This is a genomic window from Labrys sp. ALF-8, assembly GCF_059699065.1.
Genome location: NZ_AP048537.1, coordinates 1,859,239 through 1,881,985, shown reverse-complemented (window position 1 = coordinate 1,881,985; position 22,747 = coordinate 1,859,239). Strand labels below are relative to the sequence as shown.

At 64.5% G+C, this 22,747-nt stretch carries 25 protein-coding genes; 9 read left to right on the top strand and 16 right to left on the bottom strand.

Features of this window, described 5'->3' with window-relative positions; all coding sequences use genetic code 11:
* The first annotated feature begins 166 nt into the window (after positions 1-166).
* Both AC6H34_RS08650 and hisN read left to right on the top strand, forming a co-directional pair.
* A complete protein-coding gene (locus AC6H34_RS08650) occupies positions 167-472 on the top strand; it encodes a hypothetical protein (protein WP_448150360.1) in 306 nt (101 codons plus the stop codon).
* Positions 473-647: 175 nt separating this feature from the next.
* The gene (gene hisN, locus AC6H34_RS08645; RefSeq protein ID WP_497539862.1) at positions 648-1,436 is read left to right on the top strand and encodes a histidinol-phosphatase; all 789 of its coding nucleotides are present in this window, start codon (positions 648-650) and stop codon (positions 1,434-1,436) included.
* Between the two features lie 47 nt (positions 1,437-1,483).
* Here hisN and AC6H34_RS08640 read toward each other — a convergent pair whose 3' ends face one another.
* From AC6H34_RS08640 to AC6H34_RS08630, 3 genes are all read right to left on the bottom strand, one after another.
* On the bottom strand, positions 1,484-2,452 hold the full coding sequence (locus AC6H34_RS08640) for an alpha/beta fold hydrolase (protein ID WP_448150362.1): 969 nt from the start codon (positions 2,450-2,452) through the stop codon (positions 1,484-1,486).
* A 161-nt stretch (positions 2,453-2,613) separates the two neighbouring features.
* Complete coding sequence (locus AC6H34_RS08635) at positions 2,614-3,030, bottom strand: hypothetical protein (RefSeq protein WP_448150363.1); 417 nt, start codon at positions 3,028-3,030, stop codon at positions 2,614-2,616.
* Positions 3,031-3,149: 119 nt separating this feature from the next.
* The gene (locus AC6H34_RS08630) at positions 3,150-4,004 is read right to left on the bottom strand and encodes a helix-turn-helix domain-containing protein (protein WP_448150364.1); all 855 of its coding nucleotides are present in this window, start codon (positions 4,002-4,004) and stop codon (positions 3,150-3,152) included.
* Between the two features lie 152 nt (positions 4,005-4,156).
* On the opposite strand from AC6H34_RS08630, the gene AC6H34_RS08625 reads away from it, so the two are divergent.
* A complete protein-coding gene (locus AC6H34_RS08625; protein ID WP_497538502.1) occupies positions 4,157-5,113 on the top strand; it encodes a fatty acid desaturase in 957 nt (318 codons plus the stop codon).
* A 150-nt stretch (positions 5,114-5,263) separates the two neighbouring features.
* On the opposite strand, the gene AC6H34_RS08620 is transcribed toward AC6H34_RS08625, so the two are convergent.
* A complete protein-coding gene (locus AC6H34_RS08620; protein WP_448150366.1) occupies positions 5,264-5,833 on the bottom strand; it encodes an AprI/Inh family metalloprotease inhibitor in 570 nt (189 codons plus the stop codon).
* Positions 5,834-6,096: 263 nt separating this feature from the next.
* On the opposite strand from AC6H34_RS08620, the gene AC6H34_RS08615 reads away from it, so the two are divergent.
* A complete protein-coding gene (locus AC6H34_RS08615) occupies positions 6,097-6,318 on the top strand; it encodes a hypothetical protein (RefSeq protein WP_448150367.1) in 222 nt (73 codons plus the stop codon).
* A 247-nt stretch (positions 6,319-6,565) separates the two neighbouring features.
* Here the strand turns inward: AC6H34_RS08615 and AC6H34_RS08610 are convergent, their stop codons facing one another.
* The 4 genes from AC6H34_RS08610 to sdhC form a co-directional block, all read right to left on the bottom strand.
* A complete protein-coding gene (locus AC6H34_RS08610) occupies positions 6,566-7,345 on the bottom strand; it encodes a succinate dehydrogenase iron-sulfur subunit (RefSeq protein ID WP_448150368.1) in 780 nt (259 codons plus the stop codon).
* 90 nt (positions 7,346-7,435) lie between these two features.
* On the bottom strand, positions 7,436-9,262 hold the full coding sequence (gene sdhA / locus AC6H34_RS08605; RefSeq protein WP_497538501.1) for a succinate dehydrogenase flavoprotein subunit: 1,827 nt from the start codon (positions 9,260-9,262) through the stop codon (positions 7,436-7,438).
* 5 nt (positions 9,263-9,267) lie between these two features.
* Positions 9,268-9,657 (bottom strand): succinate dehydrogenase, hydrophobic membrane anchor protein, encoded by a 390-nt coding sequence (sdhD, locus tag AC6H34_RS08600; protein ID WP_497538500.1) that lies wholly within the window; start codon positions 9,655-9,657, stop codon positions 9,268-9,270.
* 9 nt (positions 9,658-9,666) lie between these two features.
* Positions 9,667-10,077 (bottom strand): succinate dehydrogenase, cytochrome b556 subunit, encoded by a 411-nt coding sequence (gene sdhC / locus AC6H34_RS08595; protein WP_448150371.1) that lies wholly within the window; start codon positions 10,075-10,077, stop codon positions 9,667-9,669.
* Between the two features lie 236 nt (positions 10,078-10,313).
* On the opposite strand from sdhC, the gene AC6H34_RS08590 reads away from it, so the two are divergent.
* Positions 10,314-10,685: a YkvA family protein gene (locus AC6H34_RS08590; RefSeq protein WP_448150372.1), complete on the top strand. Its 372-nt coding sequence runs from the start codon at positions 10,314-10,316 to the stop codon at positions 10,683-10,685.
* Between the two features lie 33 nt (positions 10,686-10,718).
* Here the strand turns inward: AC6H34_RS08590 and modC are convergent, their stop codons facing one another.
* Complete coding sequence (gene modC, locus AC6H34_RS08585; protein WP_448150373.1) at positions 10,719-11,795, bottom strand: molybdenum ABC transporter ATP-binding protein; 1,077 nt, start codon at positions 11,793-11,795, stop codon at positions 10,719-10,721.
* Complete coding sequence (locus AC6H34_RS08580; protein WP_497538499.1) at positions 11,792-12,238, bottom strand: thiol-disulfide oxidoreductase DCC family protein; 447 nt, start codon at positions 12,236-12,238, stop codon at positions 11,792-11,794. The genes modC and AC6H34_RS08580 overlap by 4 nt, the downstream gene beginning before the upstream one ends.
* 118 nt (positions 12,239-12,356) lie before the next feature.
* Between AC6H34_RS08580 and AC6H34_RS08575 the strand changes: the two genes are divergently transcribed.
* A complete protein-coding gene (locus tag AC6H34_RS08575) occupies positions 12,357-13,532 on the top strand; it encodes an NAD(P)/FAD-dependent oxidoreductase (protein WP_497538498.1) in 1,176 nt (391 codons plus the stop codon).
* A 67-nt stretch (positions 13,533-13,599) separates the two neighbouring features.
* Here the strand turns inward: AC6H34_RS08575 and AC6H34_RS08570 are convergent, their stop codons facing one another.
* The 3 genes from AC6H34_RS08570 to AC6H34_RS08560 all read right to left on the bottom strand — a co-directional run bounded on the left by AC6H34_RS08570 (position 13,600) and on the right by AC6H34_RS08560 (position 15,412).
* Entirely contained in the window at positions 13,600-14,127 is a 528-nt protein-coding gene (locus AC6H34_RS08570; protein WP_497538497.1) for a P-loop NTPase family protein, read from the bottom strand.
* A gap of 179 nt (positions 14,128-14,306) precedes the next feature.
* Positions 14,307-14,819 carry a disulfide bond formation protein B gene (locus tag AC6H34_RS08565; RefSeq protein ID WP_448150377.1) on the bottom strand — a complete coding sequence of 171 codons (513 nt, stop codon included), beginning with the start codon at positions 14,817-14,819 and terminating at the stop codon, positions 14,307-14,309.
* The gene (locus AC6H34_RS08560) at positions 14,810-15,412 is read right to left on the bottom strand and encodes a YqaA family protein (RefSeq protein ID WP_448150378.1); all 603 of its coding nucleotides are present in this window, start codon (positions 15,410-15,412) and stop codon (positions 14,810-14,812) included. Before AC6H34_RS08560 ends, AC6H34_RS08565 begins: the two co-directional genes overlap by 10 nt.
* Before the next feature lie 275 nt (positions 15,413-15,687).
* On the opposite strand from AC6H34_RS08560, the gene AC6H34_RS08555 reads away from it, so the two are divergent.
* The 3 genes from AC6H34_RS08555 (at position 15,688) to bmt (ending at position 19,586) form a co-directional block, all read left to right on the top strand.
* A complete protein-coding gene (locus AC6H34_RS08555; RefSeq protein WP_497539861.1) occupies positions 15,688-17,091 on the top strand; it encodes a murein hydrolase activator EnvC family protein in 1,404 nt (467 codons plus the stop codon).
* Positions 17,088-18,422, top strand: a complete 1,335-nt coding sequence (locus AC6H34_RS08550) for a S41 family peptidase (protein ID WP_448150379.1) — start codon at positions 17,088-17,090, stop codon at positions 18,420-18,422. Before AC6H34_RS08555 ends, AC6H34_RS08550 begins: the two co-directional genes overlap by 4 nt.
* A 174-nt stretch (positions 18,423-18,596) precedes the next feature.
* Entirely contained in the window at positions 18,597-19,586 is a 990-nt protein-coding gene (gene bmt / locus AC6H34_RS08545; protein WP_497538496.1) for a betaine--homocysteine S-methyltransferase, read from the top strand.
* Between the two features lie 139 nt (positions 19,587-19,725).
* Here bmt and lysA read toward each other — a convergent pair whose 3' ends face one another.
* The 3 genes from lysA to argH all read right to left on the bottom strand — a co-directional run bounded on the left by lysA (position 19,726) and on the right by argH (position 22,733).
* Positions 19,726-20,991 carry a diaminopimelate decarboxylase gene (lysA, locus tag AC6H34_RS08540; RefSeq protein WP_497538495.1) on the bottom strand — a complete coding sequence of 422 codons (1,266 nt, stop codon included), beginning with the start codon at positions 20,989-20,991 and terminating at the stop codon, positions 19,726-19,728.
* Between the two features lie 7 nt (positions 20,992-20,998).
* Positions 20,999-21,199 carry an LPS translocon maturation chaperone LptM gene (lptM, locus tag AC6H34_RS08535; RefSeq protein ID WP_448150382.1) on the bottom strand — a complete coding sequence of 67 codons (201 nt, stop codon included), beginning with the start codon at positions 21,197-21,199 and terminating at the stop codon, positions 20,999-21,001.
* 148 nt (positions 21,200-21,347) lie between these two features.
* Positions 21,348-22,733, bottom strand: a complete 1,386-nt coding sequence (gene argH / locus AC6H34_RS08530; RefSeq protein ID WP_448150383.1) for an argininosuccinate lyase — start codon at positions 22,731-22,733, stop codon at positions 21,348-21,350.
* Between the last annotated feature and the right edge of the window lie 14 nt (positions 22,734-22,747).

The window sequence follows — 22,747 nt, the reverse complement described above, 5'->3', positions numbered from 1 at the left end:
GGCGGGCCGGCGAGGATCCAGCCAGCGCGGCCGGCACGAGAATCCTGTCCGTCGCGTTCATAGTCCATTCAGGTACTGGCCCTTAAAGTGCACCCTATCAGTTCAAGGGTACTGAGCTGCTACCGAGGGGTGGCGCTTCCGAAACACCCCTTGTGAGGAGTTGATCATGTTGAAGAAGATTCTCGCATCGGCTCTGGTCCTGGCCACGATTGCCGGTGCTTCGGTGGCGACCACCGGCACGGCAGAGGCCCGCTATGGCCGCAACGGCGCTTTCGCCGGCGGCGCGGCTGCTGGTCTGGTCGGCGGCCTGTTGCTGGGCAGCGCTCTAAACAATCGCGACCGCTATTACGAGGACGACTATTACGAGCCCGCACCGGTCTACGTGCAGCCTCGCTGCTGGTTCGAGCGCCAGCGCGTGCCGAACCAGTACGACTACGGCTATCATATCGAGCGTGTCCGCGTCTGCCGCTGATCGCTATTAGAGTAGTAACCTGAGCCGGCACATTGCGCTGCCGGCGCAGGGCAAGAGCCCCGCCCTCGTGGCGGGGTTTTCATTTGCAAAAACCGGTTTGCACCTGCTGGAAACTGCTCTACAGCATCAACCCGATCCAGGTCTCATGGCCTGTCGAGAGAACGCGGAGGGGATGATGGCGCCGGTCGATTTCGAAGCTTTCGTGGATGAACTCGCGAGCGTTTCAGGCACCGCCATCCTGCCTTTCTTCCGCTCTTCGCTCATTGCCGAGGACAAGTCCGGCGGTGTGAACTTCGATCCCGTCACCGAGGCCGACCGTGGTGCCGAAGCGGTAATTCGGCAGAAGATCCGCGCCATGTTTCCCGCTCATGGCGTCATGGGTGAGGAATACGGCTCCGAGCGCCTGGATGCCGAGTTCGTCTGGGTGCTCGATCCGATCGACGGCACGAAGTCCTTCATTTCGGGAATGCTCAACTGGGGCACGCTGATCGGGCTGCTGCGCAACGGCCAGCCCTGCTATGGCATGATGCACCAGCCCTTTACCCGCGAGCGTTTCTCTGGCGACGGGGGGTCTGCCAAATATCGCGGCCCGGGCGGCGAACGCGTGATGCGAACCCGTTCCTGTTCCGGCCTCGCCGAGGCTGTCCTCTATACCACCCATCCCAAGCTGATGGCCAAGGAGGAGCGCAGCCGCTTCACCCTGATCGAGGAGCAGGTGAAGCTGTCACGCTACGGTGGTGACTGCTACGCCTATGCGATGCTGGCGATGGGCCTCGTGGATCTGGTGGTCGAGGCAAGCCTGCAGCCCTACGACATCGTGGCGCTGATCCCCATCGTCGAGGGTGCCGGCGGGGTCATTACGACCTGGGACGGCGGCCCCGCCCAGGCCGGCGGCCAAATTGTGGCGGCCGGCGATCCCCGCGTCCATGCCGCAGCCCTGTCGTTGCTGCAGGCGCAGGGTTGAGATAGAAGGGCAGCGCGAGCCCTCTGGGACAGGTCGTCACCTCATCCTCAGCCTGTCGTTCCCGGGATGAATTGGTCGAATGCGGCCCAGAAGATATTCCGGATGGCGTCGCGTTCCTGCATGATCTCGTGGCGCGCGCTCGGAATGGTCAGGGCCTTGGTGGCGAAGAGCTTGGCCGCAAAATGCCCCGCCGCCGGTGACGACACGACCCTGTCCTCCCCGGCGATGAAGATCAGCGTCGGAATACGCCAGTCGGCGCCGAAGCGCGGGTCGCCGAGAGTCTCCATCAGCGCGAAGGCTGCCCGCACCCAGCCGATCGTCGGTCCGCCAATGGCGAGTTCGGGAGCCTCGCGAGCAACGATGGCCGCCCGGTCGTAGCGTATGGGATCGGAGGTCACCGGATTGCCCTCGAAAGGCTTCAGCCCCACCGGGCGGGGCGAGAAGCCCGGCACCGTACGCCGGGAAAGGCCGATGCCGCCGAGAAAGCGGGCCAGGAAGCGAGCACCGGGCTTTTCGCCGATGCCGATCATCGGAGCTGTCACCACGAGGCGCTCGAACCAGTTCATGCTCGGCGGCAGGTTGCCGAACAGGATGGCGCCCCCCATCGAATGCGCCAGGCCATAGAAAGGCCCCGGGCATTCGGGCAGCGCGATCTGGCGCATGAACGCTTCGATGTCGGGCGCGTAGTGGTCGAAATTATCGATATGGCCGAGCCGCCCGTCCATGAGAAGCCGATCCGAGCCGCCCTGGCCGCGCCAGTCCAGCGTTGCAACGGCGAAGCCGCGCGCACGCAGGTCGCGGATCACCTCGAAATATTTCTCGATGAATTCCGAGCGTCCCTGGAAGAGACAGATCGTGCCCCTGGGCTTGGGCGAGAGTGCGGGCCAGCGTGCCGTGCGCAGCGTGACACCGTCCCGCGTGGTGATCATTTCGACGACGGCGCCGTCCGGACAGGGGTTTTCGGGGCAATCGAAGAGCTGCATGGAACCTGGATGATCGAGGAATACCGGCTCCATAGCATCATTCCGCTACCGCGGTCATCCCGCGGCGAGTTGCGATGTCGGTCGGCATGGCGAGATTCGAGGCCGCACCAAAAACAAGCCCGCCTGCACCCTGGGCGCAGGCGGGCTGCCGGACCGCTCCGGATCACGCTGTGCTATCGAGGAATACCCCGAGCCTACCAGCGTGGACCACTCCAGGGTCGCGGCGGAAGCCAGCCGTCGTCGTCCCAGCGACGGGGAGGCCGGTCCCAGCCGATCTGCCGCAGACCTGTAATCTCCGTGGTGTGACCGTCAACGACGATCAGTACGCGCCCGCCCTGCGGGCCGCTCGCTTCCGCGATATAGCTGTCGCCACGCACGCGCTTGATATCGACGTTGCGGTAGCCGCGGCGCGACAGGCTGTTGATGATGACGCGCGGCGGCAGCAGCTGGTCGCCGCCGATATCGACGCCAGGAGGCTGGGCAGGACGATTCCAGCCCATGCGCGGCGGCAGCGGGGCATAGTCGTCCGTATATTCCTGGGCAAGCGCGGTGCCCAGTCCGGTCAGGAGGCCAAGACCGGCTATAACCCCGATAAGGGTTCGGCGGGACATGATGCATCTCCAAACCGGATCATAAGGCACACTTTAGCTGGGAATGTGTGAACACTCCCGCAAGCGGTCGTTCATATAGCGTTCATCTTGCGGAACCTTGATCCGGCGCAGTTCCGGCCTCAAGGACGGTGCACGAGATCTGCCTTTTCCCGCAGGTAGCTTGCGACCATGTGAGGCTGGATCGTCGCCGTGCGGACGATGTCGTCGAAGCGCCGCGTGAGGGCGCGGATATGTTCGCTGGCGTTGAGGACCAGGTAGGTAGGGCCGAGATAGACCGCAGCTCTCGAATTGCCGAAGACCGTGAAGGGTGCCGAGTAGGTCTGTCTGAGGTCATAGAGCTGCAGGCGTAAGGTCGGGTAGAGTTCCTCGGCGAGGGTCGCCATCGAGTTGAGCTGGACCTGGCGTGTGGCGCTGTCGAGACCCTGCCATTGCGCCTGGCCGGCGGCGAAGGCCTCGAGTGCCTGGATCGAGACGCAGGCCTCCATCTCCCCGCCATCGCGGATCGCGGCGACGATGAGGCGGCGGCGGTCCGCCAGGCTGGGATTTGGCTCGGGGCCGAGCGCCGCCGAATACTCGAACTGCATGACGTCGTCGGTCTTCATGAAATCCGGAAAGGTCATCGGCACGGTGCGCAGCTTGCGCCCCGCGGCTTCGGCCAGCCAGCGCAGGAAGCGCTCGTCGAAGGGGGCGTGGGCCTGCGTCTCGATGGTGAGCACGGCTTCCACGAGTTCCGCCCCGACCTGCTCGCGCTGGGACAAGCCCAGCAGCCAGTCTATCGAGATGCGACACCCCTTGGCGATGGCGGCAAGCGTCTCCGCGCGAGGGAGCCGGTCATTGTCGGGCGAGAGCAACTGGGAAAGCGTCGAGCGGTCGATGCCGACATGGCGGGAGAAGCCCGCCTGGTTCAGACCAGTTTGCGCGATGACGCGCTCGAGCCTGTCCCGAAATCCCTGAGCCGCGCTCGGGTGTGCCATCCAACGCTCCGATCGTTTATGAAAATCAACATATGATATAATAATACACATAAGAGAACTTGAGACGACAAATGTCAATGTCTTGCTACAACATCATCCTTGTGTGATTTGTGATTTGCCTGCATCATTCACGATAATGTGGAGCAATTTGAATGAGTAAGGCTGGGATTCGGGCGCGACGTAAGCGGCAGGCGGTCGAATGGCCAACCGTGGCACTCTCTGCTTTAATCTATAGCCTTTGGGGGTTATTGACCTATTTCCACGCTTCGATCCCGTTCTGGCTCTGGGTTCCCCTCGGCGCATGGACCGTTGCCTGGCACGCCTCGCTGCAGCACGAGGTCATTCATGGTCATCCGACCAGGAATCGCACATTGAACCGTTTCATCGGCTGCTGGCCGTTGCTGCTGTGGCTCCCCTACGAATCATACCGCATCAGCCACCTCATCCATCATCGCGACGAACGCCTGACGGATCCGCTCGACGATCCCGAATCGCATTATTGGACGCAGGAGCAGTGGAGCCGGCTGAGCCCCTTCCATGCCTGGGTCATCCGGGCGAACGCGACCTTTCTCGGCCGCATGACCTTAGGTCCCGCGCGGGCGATGTCATCCTTCCTGACGCGTGAGGTCCGGGCGGTGTGGAACGACGAGCCGATGCATCGCCGAATCTGGGCGAGCCATGCCCTGCAGCTCCTCGTCGTGCTCGCCTGGCTGGTGCTGGTATGCGGCATCAACCCGCTCGTCTACCTGGCTCTGATCGTCTATCCCGGCACGGCCCTGATGCTGGTGCGATCCTTCGCCGAGCATCGCGCGGAGAGCGAGGTCGAGGAGCGCACGGCCATCGTCGAGAACGCGCCCCTGTTCGGGATACTGTTCCTCTACAACAACCTGCACGTCGTGCATCACGATCACCCGATGATGCCCTGGTATGAAATCCCGGCATGGTATCGGCAGAACCGCGAGCAGCTGATCCGGGACAATGGCGGATTGGTGTATAGCGGCTACTGGGATGTGGCCCGGCGCTATTTCCTGACCGAACACGACACGCAGATCCATCCCTATGGCCGTGCTCCGGCACCGGCGGGCAGGGACATTCTTGCCAGTTCGTGAGACGAGCCCTTTATAGGAAGAGCCGCCAAACCGTTCACAGGCTGGCACCCTCCGGCTTTTCCTGGGCATTCGAAAGAGGGCGGGGGTGTCCACACGATCGCTCGCGCCGCTCCGGTGCGGAGCAGCGACGTTCGATCCCGCATCGCCTGCCTATCGTGTCATGCGGATCTTGGCGCCCGACATCGTCGCGGCGCCTTCATAGGCTCCGTCGCCCGTGGGGAACAGGCGGACCGCGGTGCGGCCGCCCGGTTCGAGGAGGTCGATCTCCTGGCCGCGCTGCTGCCACGCATTGACCTTGGCCAGCGAACCGGCCTGGCAGCCCGACGGCGTCGCGCGATAGACGTCGAGCAGCGTCTGGCGGGTGAGCGAGATATTGCAGCTCCCGCGGGCAGCATCCGAGATTTTCCAGGCGCCGGCAATGCCGCCGGTGGAAGGCGCCGGCGGTGTGGTGGGCAAGGCAGCGACCTGGCTTTGCGACGAGCCGGGCGATGGCGCCACGGTCGAGCCTGGCGTTACGCCGGCGCCGCCGGCGGGCGGTAATGGCTCGGAAGAGACCTGTTCGGTCGGCGCCGCCATCAGGGGCTCGGGTGCGGCGATGGGACGGGCGTCCGGCGGCGGCTTGCGGGCGCCGAAATCGAACGAATCGCCGAGACGGGATGATGACGCGCAGGAAGCCAGAGCCAGGGCACAAGGAAGAAGTACCAGCGCGGATAATTTCATCGGTCCATCCGGTCCAAAACAGGTGTTGCTCAAGGCTGCCAATACCAGATTGGCAGCCGGCATGACAGTAAGAAGCGCCCGGCAAAGCGGGAATAATACGGTAGTGCCTTCATGCCGCTACGGAATGAGGATTTTCCGAGGCAGACACGGCTGTGCTGAACCGACTCTGTGTCGATTTTTTGATAACTCGGACGATCTTAAGGCTTGCTTAAATCAATTCCGGGAAGGTGTGGCTCGAACGCGACGCCTGCCGGAGAAGATCGATGGCTACCACAGGTGCCCTTGCCATGCTGGTCGCCCTGTCGACGGTGACCTCCGCCGCCACGCCTGCCGGCCCTCGGGCCGAGCCCGTGCTTCATCTGCCCAAGCTCTCCATCCAGGCTCCCGCCACGGTTCCCGCCGCCGCCTCCCCGCAACTGAAGCGAGACGACCTCAACCGGCGCGCCCCGGTGGAGGACGTGGACATAACCGGGCCGGTCAACTGAGCGGATAGAAGGCTTCTCGCTCGATCACCGAGGCAAGCCAGCCGGCGCAAGTATCGTATCCGAGACCATCAGGAAAGTCTTAGGGATCTCGTGGTCTCAAACGGACTATCGTGAAGCCCTGCGCTCCCAGCCAGGCATTGCGCTCAGGATCATGCTGGCATTCGACATGCTGCGATGTCGCCGGACAATCCCCTTCTCCCGTTGTGGGAGAAAGTCCCGGCAGGAGGACGAGGAGTTTTTGCAGCCTTCAAACCTGCCTTGCCACCATCATCTTCTTGATTTCGGCAATCGCCTTGGCGGGGTTCAGACCCTTGGGGCAGGTCTGGGCGCAGTTCATGATCGTGTGGCAGCGATAGAGCTTGAAGGGGTCTTCCAGGTCGTCCAGGCGTTCGCCGGTGCGCTCGTCGCGGCTGTCGATCAGCCAGCGATAGGCCTGCAGCAGGGCGGCGGGGCCGAGATAGCGGTCGCCGTTCCACCAGTAGCTCGGGCAGGAGGTCGAGCAGCAGGCGCACAGGATGCACTCATAGAGGCCGTCGAGCTTCTCGCGGTCGCCGTGGGACTGGCGCCATTCCTTCTCGGGCTGGGGCGTATCCGTCTTCAGCCACGGCTCGACAGAGGCGTGCTGGGCGTAGAAGCGCGTCAGGTCGGGCACAAGGTCCTTCACCACCGGCATATGTGGCAGCGGATAGATCTTGATCGGTCCCTTGATGTCGCTCATCGCCTTGGTGCAGGCGAGCGTGTTGGAGCCGTCGATGTTCATGGCGCAGGAGCCGCAGATGCCCTCGCGACAGGAGCGGCGGAAGGTCAGCGTCGGATCGACCTTGTTCTTGATCCAGATGATGGCGTCCAGAACCATCGGGCCGCAATCGTCGAGATCGACGAAATAGGTGTCCGTGCGCGGGTTGGAATCACCGTCCGGATCGTAGCGGTAGATCTTGAACTCGCGCAGGTGCTTCTGGCTCTCCGGCTTCGGCCAGACCTTGCCGCTGACGACACGGGAGTTCTTGGGAAGTGTGAGCTGAACCATGATCAGGTCTCTTGCAGGTCTGCTACGAATGCCCGGCTGGGCTTCAATATCAAATGCGGAAACCAGGCCCGAACCGCCGGGCCTGATTCCTCAATAAACGCGCGCCTTCGGCTCGATGTACTGGACGTCGTTCGACATGGTGTAGGTATGCACCGGCCGGTAGTCGATCGACACCGCCTTCTTCTCCGAATCGGCCCAGGCGAGGGTGTGCTTCATCCAGTTCTGGTCGTCGCGGTTGGGGAAGTCCTCGCGGGCGTGGGCGCCGCGGCTTTCGGTGCGGTTCTCGGCGCCGTCCATGGTCACCACGGCCTGGGCGATCAGATTGTCGAATTCCAGGGTCTCGATCAGGTCGGAGTTCCAGATCAGCGAGCGGTCCGTGACGCGCACGTCGTCGGCGCTCTTCCAGACCTTGTGGATCTTGTCCTTGCCTTCGGCGAGCGAGGCGCCGGTGCGGTAGACCGCACAATCGTTCTGCATGACGCGCTGCATCGAGAGCCGCAGTTCGGCTGTCGGCGTCGAGCCCTTGGCGTAGCGCAGGCGATCGAGACGAGCGAGCGCCTTCTCCGCCGAGTCGGGCGGCAGATCGCGATGCCGCTCGCCGGGCTTGACCATCTCGGCGCAGCGAAGACCCGCCGCGCGGCCGAACACCACGAGGTCGATCAGCGAGTTGGAGCCGAGGCGGTTGGCGCCATGCACGGAGACGCACGCCGCTTCGCCGAGCGCCATGAGGCCGGGCACCACCGCGTCGGGATCGTTGCCCTTCTTGGTCAGCACCTCGCCGTGGTAGTTCGTCGGGATGCCGCCCATGTTGTAGTGCACGGTCGGCAGCACCGGGATCGGTTCCTTGGTGAGGTCGACACCGGCGAAGATGCGTGCCGATTCGGAGATGCCGGGCAGGCGCTCGGCCAGGATCTTCGGATCGAGATGGTCGAGGTGCAGGAAGATGTGGTCGTTGAGCTTGCCGACGCCGCGACCCTCGCGGATCTCCATCGTCATGGCGCGCGAGACCATGTCGCGTGGGGCGAGATCCTTCACCGAGGGTGCATAGCGCTCCATGAAGCGCTCGCCTTCCGAATTGGTGAGGTAGCCGCCCTCGCCGCGCGCGCCTTCCGTGATGAGGCAGCCCGCGCCGTAGATGCCGGTGGGATGGAACTGCACGAACTCCATATCCTGGAGCGGCAGGCCGGCGCGCAGCACCATCGCATTGCCGTCGCCCGTGCAGGTGTGTGCGGAGGTGGCGGTGAAGTAGGCGCGGCCATAGCCGCCCGTGGCCAAGATGGTGCGATGGGAACGGAAGCGGTGGATGGTGCCGTCGTCCATCTTGAGCGCCACCACGCCGCGGCACTGCCCTTCCTCGTCCATGATCAGGTCGATGGCGAAATATTCGACGAAGAACTCGGCGCTGTGCTTGAGGGCCGCGCCGTAGAGCGTGTGCAGCATGGCGTGGCCCGTGCGATCGGCTGCCGCGCAGGTGCGCTGGGCGATACCCTTGCCGAAATCCGTGGTCATGCCGCCGAAGGGGCGCTGGTAGATGCGCCCGTCCTCGGTGCGCGAGAAGGGCACGCCCCAATGTTCCAGTTCGTAGACGGCGGCGGGAGCGTTGCGCACCAGATATTCGATGGCGTCCTGGTCACCGAGCCAGTCCGACCCCTTGACGGTGTCGTACATGTGGAAGCGCCAGTCGTCGCGCCCCATGTTGCCGAGCGATGCCGCGATGCCGCCCTGGGCCGCGACCGTATGCGAACGTGTGGGGAAGACCTTGGTGATGCAGGCGGTGCGAAGCCCTGCCTCGGAGCAGCCGACCACGGCGCGCAGGCCCGCGCCGCCGGCGCCGACGACAACGACGTCATAGATGTGATCGATGATGGGATAGGCCTTGCCGCTGGAGGCAGGCTGGGAAACGGAGCCGTCGGCCATTTGCATCAAATCCCGAAATTCAATTTCAACAAGGCAAAGAGACAGGCCGCCCCGATGAAGATGGCGAAGAAGGTGTTGGCCATCACGGCCGCGATCTTCAGCTTTTCCTCATGGACGTAATCTTCGATGATGACCTGCATGCCGGCCCGCATGTGGATGACCCCGGCAATGATGAAAAGATAGAGAAAGATGGCGATCAGCGGCGACCCGAGCGTGGCGATCGCCGTGGCCTGGCTTGCCCTGGCGAGATAGATTACCGTGAACACGAACACGATGGTCAGCGGCACCATGGCGACGCCGGTAAGGCGCTGCAGCCAGAAATGCTCCGTCCCCGACTTGGCCGAACCAAGGCCGCGAACACGGCCGAGCGGTGTCTTGAGGCTGTTGTTGCTCATGCCTTTTCCTCAGTTCGAGCCGCCGAGCGCCCAGATGCCGAAGATCCAGATCAGGACGGTCAGCACGATGGAGCCGATGAGGTTGTAGCGGGCCAGACGATCGCGATCGCCGGGGCCGAGGCCGTGTCCGAGGTCCCAGATGAAGTGGCGGATGCCGCCGAGCATGTGGTGCATCAGGGCCCAAGTGTAACCGAAGAGGACGAGAAGGCCGAGCGGTGAGCCGATAAACCACTGCATCCAGGCGAAGGCCTGCGCCCCCGCGGCGGCCGAGAGCAGCCACCAGGCGAGCAGCAGCGTGCCGACATAAAGAGCGCCGCCGGTGACGCGATGCAGGATCGACATCGTCATCGTGATCGGCCAGCGATAGATCTGGATATGGGGGGAGAGGGGTCTATCGGCAGAAAGCTTTGGATCGGCCATCGGAAGGGACCTCCAGTTTCGACCCGTTATAATCTTGTTGCGATGCGATATCCCTTCGCGCGGCCGGACGCAATGGATTCGCATGGGAAATTGTGCTTGCCTGCCATGTAAGAAGTGCAATGGCAGTCGCAGGACAGTCGAGCATGAGACTTTGTCCAATTATTTTCGGGTAAACGAGGGCCGCCGCTTGAAACCTTCCCCAGCGGGACCACATGCACTCGCGAAAGGAAGGTGCCATGGTCACACAGTCCCGCACGTCCGATGATGCCGGCCGTCGCTTCGAGCGGCGCGAGGAGGATCTGCGCGCTCGTTTTCTGCCCAAGCTGAAGCTGGTGCTGGCCCATGTGCCCTTCGCCCGCGACCTGCTCGCCGCCTATTATGCGATGCTGGACCGAGAGACTCCCATGAAGGTGCGTGTGACGCTGGCCGCGGCGCTCGCCTATTTCGTCCTGCCCTTCGACGTCATACCCGATTTCATCGTTGGCCTGGGCTATACCGACGACGCCGCCATCCTTTTTGCAGCCATCCGCATGGTTTCGGGGGCGATGCAGCAGCGCCACTACGACGCCGCGCAGCGCTGGCTCGACGAGGCGAAGAAGAGGCCGTAGACGGACGAATCGACTTCTGCTCCATGAAGTCCGTCAGCGGGCGTCGATCGACGCGGCCTTGATCATCGCCAGCACGTTGTCGCCCGCTCCCAGGCCGAGTTCGTCCACCGCATGGCGCGTGACGAAGGCCGAAAGTGCATCCCCGCCGGCAAGGGTAAGGTCGACGCGCGCGACCGGGCCGTCGTCGCTGGCGATCGCCCTGACGCTTGCCGACAGCATGGTGCGGATTGAAACGCTGCCGGGGCGCTTCATGGCAAGCGAAACGTCCGAGCCGCGCACCACCACCCGCACGGGAGAGCCGGGGGCGCCGGCACGGCCGGGAATGCTGATCGGGCCGGCTGGATGATCGAGGGTGGAGAGGCCGTAGCGCTCGTCATAGGCCCGCACGCGCGCCTGAAGCAGTGACACGGTGTCGAAGCGCTGGTTCGACACCGGGCCCGGTGCCGGCGCAAGCACGTCCTGCGGCGGGCCGACACGCGCCACTCTGCCGTCCTCCAGCACGACGACACGGGCGGCAAGGCGCGCCACTTCCTCGACCGCGTGCGAGACATAGAGGATCGGCACCTTCATCTCGTCGCGTACCCGCTCGATCAGCGGCAGGATCTCCAGCTTGCGCGCGGTGTCGAGGGCGGCGAGGGGCTCGTCCATCAGGAGGAGGCGGGGGGAGGCGAGCAGGGCGCGGCCGATGGCGACGCGCTGCTTCTCCCCGCCCGAAAGGGCGCCCGGGCGGCGCCCGAGCAGCGCACCGATACCGAGAACGCCCACCACCATGTCGAAGTCGAGCCTTTCTCCCGCGGTGCGGTTGAAGAAGCGGCCATAGGTCAGGTTCTGGCGGGCGGTCAGGTGGGGAAAGAGCTGCGCGTCCTGGAACACCAGCCCGACATGGCGGCGATGAGGCCGCAGGAAGACGCGCCCGGCGGCGTCGAACAGCGTGTCGCCGTTGAGCCTGATATGGCCGCGGTCCGGACGCAGCAATCCGGCCACGGCGTTGAGAATGGTCGTCTTGCCCGAGCCGGAACGCCCAAACAGCGCGGTGATGCCGCCGTCGGTGGTGAAGGCGGCCTCCAGCGCGAAACCGGCGCGGCGAATGGTGATATCCGCGTCGATCATGCCGTTCCCGGCAGGTCGGCGATGAAGCGGGCCCTCACCTCGGGCGTCGGCACGAGGCAAACATCCCGCTTGCCGAAAAGGCGGTATCGATTGCGGGCGACGCGGTCGTAGAGGAAGTCTCGCAGGGGGCGCGGTATCACGCCGAGGATGCTCACCCAACCCCAGCCCGGCAGGGCCCTGCCAATGGCGATGGCGCAATCGCTCTTGAACAGCGCCTGGCCGCCGCGGGTTACCGCCACGGTCTCCGGATTGGCCGGATCGATGCCGAAGCGCCCTGCCAGCGTCTTTCCGGCTTCCGTCTGGATGGCGACGAAGCGGAAGCGGCTCTCGCGGTCACGGGGAAGCACGAAATGCACCATGCCCGAACAGAGCATGCACACGCCGTCGAACAGAATGAGGCCATCGGGCAGGTCGTCGGCCGGTTGTGGCGTCCACTGGGACAAGCGTGTCTCCCCGTCGGGCGGCTTCACATCTGCGACACGGGATATTGCGCGCCGCCGCTCCATGATCATAGAAGGACTGCCGGAGCGGCGCAATTGACCGCCTTGCAGCGAGTCCCTCGTGAATTCTTCCTCTTCCGATATCGTAGTCGTCGGCGGTGCCGCCATAGGCTCGGCCACCGCTTATTTCCTCAAGGCCGTTCTCGGCTACGCCGGCACGGTGACGGTGGTCGAGCGCGATCCGACCTACGCCTTTTCCTCCACCACTTTGTCGGCGGCCTCTATCCGTCAGCAGTTCTCCACCCCGGAGAACATCCGCATGAGCCTGTTCGGGCTCGAGATCCTGCGCAGTCTCGAGGAACGCTTCGGGCCTGGTGCCGACGTCGGCTTCCATGAGGGCGGTTATCTCCTGCTGGCGACCGAGGCCGGCAAGGCGATCCTGGAGCAGAACTGGCAGGTACAGCAGGCCGAGGGGGCGGAGATCGATCTGCTCGGCCCCGAGACCCTGCGGCGGGAATTCCCCTGGCTGAACGTCGAGGGTATTGCATCCGGTGCCTATGGCCGGCGCGGCGAGGGTTGGTTCGATTCCCATTCCTTGCTCGACCTTTTCCGCAAGGCCGCGCGCGAGGCGGGCGCCCTCTATGTGAGGGACGAGGTTGTCGGCGTCGAACACGGCAAGGGGTGGGTGGAGGCGGTCAGGCTGAAATCCGGCGGCCGTATCGCCTGCGGCACACTCGTAAACGCCGCCGGGCCGCAGGCGGGAGCTGTCGCCGCCATGGCCGGGCTCGCGCTGCCGGTCGAGCCGCGCAAGCGTTCCGTCTTCGTGGTGCGCTGCAGGACGCCCTTGCCGCGCATGCCGCTGCTGGTCGAGCCCGGCGGCATCTATATCCGGCCCGAGGGCGAGGTCTATATCTGCGGCGGTGCCGAGGAGGAGCGGGGCGAGAAACGCGCCGACGGCGACTTCGATGTCGACTATTCGCTCTTCGAGAACACTGTCTGGCCGGCGCTGGCGGCGCAGGTGCCGGCGCTGGAGGAGCTCAAGCTCATCAGGGCTTGGGCCGGGCATTACGAATACAATACGCTCGACCAGAACGCGATCATCGGTCCCCATCCGGCGCTGCCCAACTTCTATTTCGCCAACGGCTTCTCGGGGCACGGCCTGCAGCAATCGCCCGCGGCGGGCCGCGCGATCGCCGAACTGATCACCACCGGCCGCTTTCAGACGCTTGACCTCAGCGTGTTCGGCTATCAGCGCGTGATCGACGACGAGCCCGTGTTCGAGCTGAACGTGATCTGAGGATGCCCGTGCCCCCGGAGAACAGCCCTCGAAGCGCCGCCGATGACCAAATCGACTGCGGCCCGTTTCAACGCGTTAGGCCCTCTGTGCGGTAGAATTTGGTGATCTCCCTTCCCGAAAACAGCTGGATCTTCGGCAAGTCGATCTCTTCGAATAGCTGCGCATAACGGGAGCGGTTGCCGCGTGTGCGGATGGCGATATGGTACAGCATATCCCATTTCACGCTGTCTTTGCCGCCGGGAAGGCCGCCGCGACGGTCATGCTCGAACCAAGAGCGGCGGAAATAGCGCAAAAGGCTGGCTCCCGTCGACACGTCGAGAAGGATGAAACCCGTCGCCCGGGCCAGGCGCTGCGGCAGGAGCCTGGAATAGTTTCCCTCCATCACCCAGCGCTCGCCCGCTAGCGCGGCATCATGGAGCGTCTGGAACTCCTCGTTTGGGCGCATCTCCCAATCGGTGTGTGGGCGATGCCGCAGCTGGTCCAGATGTATCGGGTCGAGATTACGTTTTCGCGCTATCGCATTCGCCAGGGTGGACTTACCGCTGTTCGAAGGACCCATGATGCAGATGCGCGAGCCGAGGTCACCGAGCTTCATATCCGTGTCCGTATTTCAGGCCAACGTGCCGGCATGACTATATGGATATTGCGATGGGCGGCGGAACGCCGGACGATTGCAGACGAGTTCAACGTGATATGAAGATAGTGCTCCGGGTGCACGGGCATCCTGCCCGTTCTTCCCCTCCTGCGGGCGGTGACGGTTCAGGAACGGGTAGGTTACCTATGCACCCGGCGAGCAGCGCGCGAGGCGCCCCATAGGGTGATCAGCACGAGGACCGCCATCACCACGGCGTTCCAGCCCGCGAGCGAGACGCCGAGGATGCGCAGGCGCGGATTGGTGCAGGATACGACGACGGAACTGTCGATGGCATCGAGCAGGCCGCCCACGTCGGAGGGGTTTGAGCCGATATTGCCGGCCGAACAGTCGGCCGGTCCGAGCCAGAAGTTCCATTCCGCGCCGGCCTGGTAGACACCGAGGAAGCAGCCATACGCGAACAGGCCGGCGAGCAGCACGAGAAGGAGCGCCGTCAGCTTGCCGGGCAGCTGGCCGCCGAGGAAGGCCAGGATGAAGGCGATCGGCACGCCGATATAATAGGGCCAGCGCTGCTGCAGGCAGAGCGGGCACGGGGCGTAGCCGAAGCCATATTGCAGCACCAGCGCCGCGAGTATGACGACGAGGCCCAGGATGCCGGCGATGAAGGCGGCTCGCGCGGCGCTGTTCAACTGCATGTGCTGCTCTCGGGGAAAATATAGTGGGAGGCCAGCGCGCCGGCGACGAGGAAGACCACCAGGCCAATCACCACGGAGGTGAGGTGCCTCTCGATGAAATTCCGCAGCGGTGTCCCGAAATAATTGAGGATGCCGGCCAGCACGAAGAAGCGGGCGCCGCGCGTGATCACCGAAAAGACGACGAACCAGAACAGGCTGTAGCCGGCAAATCCCGACGTGATCGTCACGATCTTGTAGGGGATCGGCGTCAGGCCCTTGATCAGGATGATCCAGGCGCCGTTCTCGGCGTAGAGGCAGCGGAACTGCTCCACGCCATGCTGGTAGCCGTAGAGATTGATCAGCCAGGTACCGATCGTGTCGTAGAGCAGCCAGCCGATCATGTAGCCGAAGATGCCGCCTATAACGGAGGCGATGGTGCAGACGGTGGCGTAGAGCCAGGCCTTCTTCGGCTGGGCCACCGACATCGGAATCAGCATGATGTCGGGCGGGATGGGGAAGAAGGAACTCTCGGCGAAGGATATGAACCCAAGTACCCAGATCGCGGAGGGACTTTCGGAGGCACGAATCATCCAGTCGTAGAAGCGGCGCAGCATGAGTGTCCCTACTTGATCCATGTCCCCTTAGCTGGCCTTCCGGCGGAAATCCACTGGGGTACGATTGCGAACGATCAACTTACCGTTGGTTCGGCGCAACCTTGCAACGATTGATTAGACCAGCATGAGGCCGGGCGCCCGCGAATCGCAAGCGGGAGCAGCGCTTCATGACCTGCCCCAGAAAAGGCGGGATGGCCCGCCACCTTCCTCGATGGGACTGGAGAATCGTTAACGAAGGAAGAATTCGTTAACCATATGGGCTGCATTTGTCTGAAATGATCGCGACGGGCGCACATACGAAGCTGAGCCTGGCCATCCTGGCCGGGATGATCGCTGCGTTCTGCCCGCCTTCGCTGCCTGCGCTGGCCCAATCGGCGACGCCTGCGCCGGCAGCGCAGGCCGGAAAGGATCCCGCGAAGGAGGCAGCCGCCCGGCGCGATGATCTTGCGCGCCTCCAGGGCGAGATCAAGCTGTCAGACGAGACGTTGGCGAGGCTGCGGGGCGAGATCCAGTCGCTGGGGGCCGACCGTGACAAATTGCATCAGCAACTCGTCGATACCGGCAACCAGACACACGATACCGAGGAAAAGGTCTTGAGCGCCGAGGCCCGCCTCGCGTCGCTCGACAGCAACGAGGACAATATCCGCGTCTCGCTGCAGAGCAAGCGAGGCCTCCTGATCGAGGTGCTGGCCTCGCTGCAGAGGATGGGCCGCAACCCGCCGCCGGCCATGCTGGTCAGCCCGGACGATGCGCTGCAGGCCGTGCGTACGGCCATGCTGCTCGGCGCCGTGCTGCCGGAAATGCGGCAGGAGACGCAGGCCCTTGTCGCCGATCTCAAGGAACTGCAGCGTGTGCGCGGCGAGATCACCGCCCAGCGCGATACGCTGAAGCAGGCTCTGCTGGACCTTGCCGAGAACCGGACGCGGACCCAGTTGCTCGTCGAGGAGCGCCAGAAGGTTCTGGCGCAGGAGCAGGACATGCTCGCCACCGAGCAGGCCCATGCCACCGCCCTGGCGCAGCAGGCCGCCAATCTCAAAGATTTGATCGCCCGCATGGAACGCGAGGTTCCGTCCGCCCAGCGCGCCGCCAGCAATGCCGAGACGGCAGCCGCAGCCCAGGCCGGCAATGGCGCCAAACCCTCCCTCGCGGCCCTGCAGGACCCCAGCCGCCTGACGCCCGCGATCCCCTTCGACCAGGCCAAGGGCCTGCTCCGCCTGCCGGTCACAGGCTCGATCGCCCGCAGCTTCGGTTCGGATGACGGCAATGGGGGGCAATACAAGGGCATGACGGTGACGGCCACGCCCGGTGCCAACGTCACCGCCCCCTGCGACGGCTGGGTGGTCTTCGCCGGCAATTTCCGGTCCTACGGCCAACTCTTGATCATCAATGCCGGCGGCGGGTATCATGTGGTCATGGCCGGCATGGATAAGATTAATGTTGCACTGGGCCAGTTTGTCTTGACGGGCGAGCCCGTTGCCGCCATGGGTTCAGATCCGGCCCAGGGTCCGGGGACAGGCAACGGAGCCCAGGCAGCATTGGGGGCTGAGGCAGCGACCGCGGCGATAAATGGTGCTTCAAGCACCCGCCAGCCCGCCCTATATATCGAGTTCAGGAAAGACGGTGTTTCCATAGACCCCACACCGTGGTGGTCCAATCAAGGCGAGAAGGCACGCGGATGATTCGCAAGCTTCCCATTCTACTCTGCGGTGTGGCACTTGGCGCTGTCGCGACGGTTGCGGTGACCCAGGCCCCCATGCTGATGGGCGGCGCCCACGCAGCCGTGACCGACACCTACAAGCAGCTCAACCTGTTCGGCGACGTTTTCGAACGCGTGCGTTCCGACTATGTCGAGCAGCCGGACGACGGGAAGCTGGTCGAAGCGGCCATCAACGGCATGCTTACTTCGCTCGACCCCCATTCGAGCTACATGGATGCCAAGAGCTTCCAGGACATGCAGGTGCAGACCAAGGGTGAGTTCGGCGGCCTCGGCATCGAAGTCACCATGGAAGACAATGTGCTCAAGGTGGTCTCGCCCATCGACGATTCGCCCGCTTCCAAGGCCGGCCTCCTCGCCGGTGACGTCATCACCGCGCTCGATGGAGACCCGGTCCAGGGCATGACGCTGCAGCAGGCCGTGGACAAGATGCGCGGCGCGGTCAATACGCCGATCACCCTCAAGATCCTGCGCGGCGGCAAGGGCGATCCGATGGACGTCAAGGTCGTTCGCGACATCATCAAGGTGAAGTCCGTGCGCGCCAAGAAGATGGGCGACGATATCGGCTATATCCGCATCACCCAGTTCACCGAGCAGACCTTCGACGGTCTGAAGAAGAGCCTGGATCAGCTCAACAAGGATATCGGCCAGGACAAGGTCAAGGGCTACATCATCGACCTGCGCAACAATCCGGGCGGATTGCTCGACCAGGCGATCCAGGTGTCCGACGCCTTCCTCGATCGGGGCGAGATCGTCTCGACCCGCGGCCGGAGCCCCGACGATGTGCAGCGCTACACGGCGCGCGCGGGTGACCTCACCGGCGGCAAGCCGGTGATCGTGCTGGTCAATGGCGGCTCGGCCTCGGCTTCGGAGATCGTGGCCGGCGCCTTGCAGGATCACAAGCGCGCCACCATTCTGGGCACGCGCTCCTTCGGCAAGGGTTCGGTGCAGACCATCATCCCGCTGCAGGGCAACGGTGCGCTGCGCCTGACCACGGCGCGCTACTACACGCCGTCGGGCCGCTCGATCCAGGCCAAGGGCATCGAGCCGGAGATCGTGGTGCAGGAGAACGTGCCCTCCGACATCAAGGGCAAGGACCAGACCAATGGCGAAGCGGGCCTGAAGGGCCATCTCGCCAATCCCGGCGACGACAAGTCGGAGGAGGGCGGCTCCTCGGCCTATGTCCCCGCCGACGAGAAGGACGATACCCAGCTCCAGCAGGCGATCGACCTGCTGCACGGCACCCAGAAGAGCGCCTACTTCCCGCCGGATCCCAAGACCGGCGTGCCCAACTGAGCACGGGCGGATCGTTCGAGACATCTTGCAACGCCGGGGTTCGTCCCCGGCGTTGCCTTTTGGGTGGTGGTGTGAAACCTCTCCCCCGCCCCCAGGCTTCTCTTCCAACATTCCCGCTTGAATCGGCGCGGCAAAGGCCTATGTGGAAGCTCTGCTTCCCGTGAAGGACATCCCATGCGTCTCACAGACCTTCTGGCTCAAAAGCCCGTGCTGCTCGCCGACGGCGCCACCGGAACCAATCTGTTCGAGATGGGCCTGATGTCGGGGGACCCGCCGGAGATGTGGAACCTGGAACATCCCGATCGCATCCACGCCCTGCACCAGTCCTTCGTCGATGCCGGCGCCGACATCATTCTCACCAACTCCTTCGGTGGCAATCGAAGGCGCCTGGCCCTGCACAAGCTCGACGGGCGCGTGAAGGAAATCAACGCCGCGGCGGCGCGCAATGCCCGCCTCGTCGCCGATGGTGCCGGCCGGCCCGTCATCGTGGCTGGCTCCGTCGGCCCGACCGGTGACCTGTTCCAGCCGCTCGGTCCGCTGACCGAGGACGATGCCGTCGAAGTCTTCCTCGAACAGATAGAGGGCCTGAAGGAAGGCGGCGTCGACGTGATCTGGATCGAGACGATGTCGGCCGCCGAGGAAATGCGTGCCGCCGCCAAGGCTGCGGTCAAGGCCGGCATGCCCTACACCGTCACCGCGAGTTTCGACACCGCCGGCAAGACCATGATGGGCATTCCCCCCGCCGCCATGCCTGGTGTTGCCGAGGGCATCGATCCCAATCCGGTTGCAGTCGGTGCCAATTGCGGCGTCGGAGCCTCGGACCTGCTCGTCTCCGTGCTGTCGATGACGGAGTCCAACCCGGACACCATCGTCATTGCCAAGGCGAATGCGGGCATCCCGCAGTTCCATGGCGACCACATCCATTATTCCGGCACGCCGGAGCTGATGGCGGAATATGCGCGCCTCGCCATCGATGCCGGCGCGCGCATCATCGGCGGCTGCTGCGGCACCTCGCCCGAGCACCTCGCCGCGATGCGCAAGGCCATCGACGGGCATACCCGCGCCGAGCGGCCGGACACGGCAAAGGTCATCGCGGAAATCGGCCCGCTCGTCGCCCCGCCCAAGGCCGGCAGCGACGAAGCGAGGAGACGCCGCAGGCACTGATCGGGATCCCCGGCGGCGCGGGCATCTTGTCCGCTCCGGCAAATGAGACTGCAAGGAAAGGGGCGCGAACCGTGTCGGTCGCGCCCTTCTTTGCGGAGGCCGGCTTTTCAAGAGCCGGCAAGATGTCCGTGCTCCCGGTTCACGCCCAATCCGGCACGCTGTCGAGGCCGAGCAGTTCCTCATAGCTCGGGCGCTTCCGGATCACCGCGAACCTGTCGCCGTCAACCAGCACCTCGGGAATGAGGGGCCTGGTATTGTAGGTGCCGGCCTGTACGGCACCATAGGCGCCCGCCGACATGACGGCGAGGAGGTCGCCACGCCCGACCACGGGAATGTCGCGGTCGAGGGCCAGGTAGTCGCCGGTTTCGCATACCGGGCCGACCACGTCCGCGGTCAGCATGGCGCCGCCGAGCGGGCGTTCCTTCACGGGCCAGATCGCGTGGTAAGCCTCGTAGAGCGTGGGACGGATCAGGTCGTTCATGCCGGCGTCGACGATGACGAAGGTCTTGCCCTCGCCTTCCTTCACATAGACCACCTCCGTGACGAGGATGCCCGCATTGCCGGCGATCAGGCGGCCCGGCTCGAATATCAGCGTGGCGCCGAGATCCCTGCTGTAGCGCTTGACCACGGCTGCATAGTCGTCCGGATGCGGCGGAGGTTCGTTGTCGTCCTTGTAGGGAATGCCGAGGCCGCCGCCGAAATCGATGTGGTCGATGACATGGCCGTCCGCGCGGAGTTCCCGCACAAGGGCGACCAGGCGCTCGATCGAGGCATCATAGGGCTCCAGCGCCGTAATCTGGCTGCCGATATGCATGTCGACGCCGGTCACCGCTATGCCCGGTAGCTTTGCCGCGCGGGCATAGATCGCGCGGGCCTGTGCAATGGGAATGCCGAACTTGTTCTCGGACTTGCCGGTGGAGATCTTCTTGTGGGTCTTGGCGTCAACGTCCGGATTGATGCGCAGCGACACGCGCGCGACGCGGCCTCGTGCACTGGCCCTCTGGGACAGCAGCTCCAGCTCGGGCTCCGACTCGACGTTGAAGCAGAGGATATCCTCGTCGAGGGCATAGTCGAGCTCGCGCGTGAGCTTGCCGACGCCCGAGAACATGATCTTGCTGGCCGGCACGCCAGCGGCACGGGCACGGCGCAATTCACCTTCGGAAACCACGTCCATGCCGGCGCCGAGCCGGGCCAGGAGGCGCAGCACGGCCAGGTTGGAATTGGCCTTCACGGCGAAGCAGACGAGCGACGGGACGTCGGCGAAGGCCTGGCTGAACACCTTGAAGTGACGGCGCAGCGTGGCAGCGGAGTAGCAGTAGAACGGCGTGCCTACTTCGGCGGCTATGGCCGGCAGTGCAACGCCTTCGGCATGCAGCACGCCGTCGCGATAAGTGAAATGGTGCATCGGAGTATCAGTTCAAGAGGAAGTCCAAGGGCAGCTTGCGGGCGGGCTTGACGTAGCCGGGATCCTTTTTCTTGCCGTTGGGGCCGGCCTTGTCCGAGACGTGCTGCTCGGGCGGCGGCTCAAGTTTGCCTTTCCGGCCGCAGCCTGCCAGGCCGAAGCTCGTGACCAGCGCCAGGGCGAGAGCGATGCGGAACGCATTACCAACCATAGGAAACTCCAGTGTTTGACGCTGTGTAGCATGAATTTCGATTTGGTGTGTCGGTGTTTGGGCAAGGCCGGGGCAGGAGTCGCTGCATTGCCCGAGAGGGCGCGGACCTCTCGGGATTCCGCCCGCCGAAAGGCCTTGCCCCGAACCCTCACCCCTTGCTCAGCGCCTTCTGCCACCTTCTGGCCTGCGCCTTCACATTGGACGGGGCCGTGCCGCCATAGGAGATGCGGCTGCGCACGGATTTCTCCACGCCCAGCACGCCGAAGACACCCTCGTTGATGCGCGGCTCCACCGTCTGCATGTCTGCCAGGGAGAGCTTTTCGAGCGGCAGCTTGCGCTCGGCAGCGATGCCGACCAGGCGGCCGGTGACGTGATGAGCCTCGCGGAAGGGCAGGTTGAGTTCGCGCACCAGCCAGTCCGCGAGATCGGTGGCCGTGGCGTAGCCGGAACCCGCAGCCGCCTTCATGCGCTTGAGGTCGGGCGCCATGTCCCTCACCATGCCGGCCATGGCAGCCGTGCACAGCGACAGGGTCTGCAACGCGTCGAAGGCCGGCTCCTTGTCCTCCTGCATGTCCTTGCCATAGGCGAGCGGCAGCCCCTTCATCATCACCAGCAGGCCGGTGAGGGCACCGATGACGCGCCCGGCCTTGCCGCGCACCAGTTCCGCGGCGTCGGGATTGCGCTTCTGAGGCATGATGGAGGAGCCGGTGGTGAACTTGTCCGACAGAGCCACGAAGGCGAATTGGGGCGTCGTCCAGATCACGATTTCCTCGGCGAAACGTGAGAGGTGCATCGCCGTGATCGAGGCGGCGGCCAGAGCCTCCAGCACGAAATCGCGGTCGGAGACCGAATCGAGCGAATTGGCGGTGGGGCGATCGAATCCGAGCGCCCTGGCGGTCGCATGGCGGTCGATCGGGAAGGAGGTGCCGGCCAGGGCCGCGGCTCCGAGCGGACATTCGTTGAGGCGCCTGCGGGCATCCGCGAAGCGGCCGCGGTCGCGGCCGAGCATCTCGACATAGGCGAGGAGATGGTGGCCGAACGTCACCGGCTGGGCCGACTGCAGATGGGTAAAGCCCGGCATGACGGCGCCGGCGAAGGCGAGGGCCTTGTCGGCAAGCGCCGTCATCAGGTCCTTCAGCTGCGCATCGAGGTCGTCGATGGTGTCGCGCACCCAGAGCTTGAAATCGGTGGCGACCTGGTCGTTGCGGGAGCGCGCGGTATGCAGCCGGCCGGCGGCGGGACCCGCGATGGTGGCCAGGCGAGACTCCACGTTCATATGGATGTCTTCCAGAGCACGCGAAAAAGTGAACGAGCCGCTCTCGATTTCGCCGCGGACGGCCTCTAGACCCTCACTGATGGCCTTGGCGTCGGCGGCTGCGACGATCCCCTGCTTCTCGAGCATGGCGAGATGCGCCAGAGAGCCGCGGATGTCCTGGGCCCAGAGGCGCTTGTCAAAGTCGATCGAGGCGTTGATCTCTTCCATGATCGCGTCCGGTCCCGACTGGAACCGGCCGCCCCACATTTTATTGCTCATCTGGATAGGCTTTC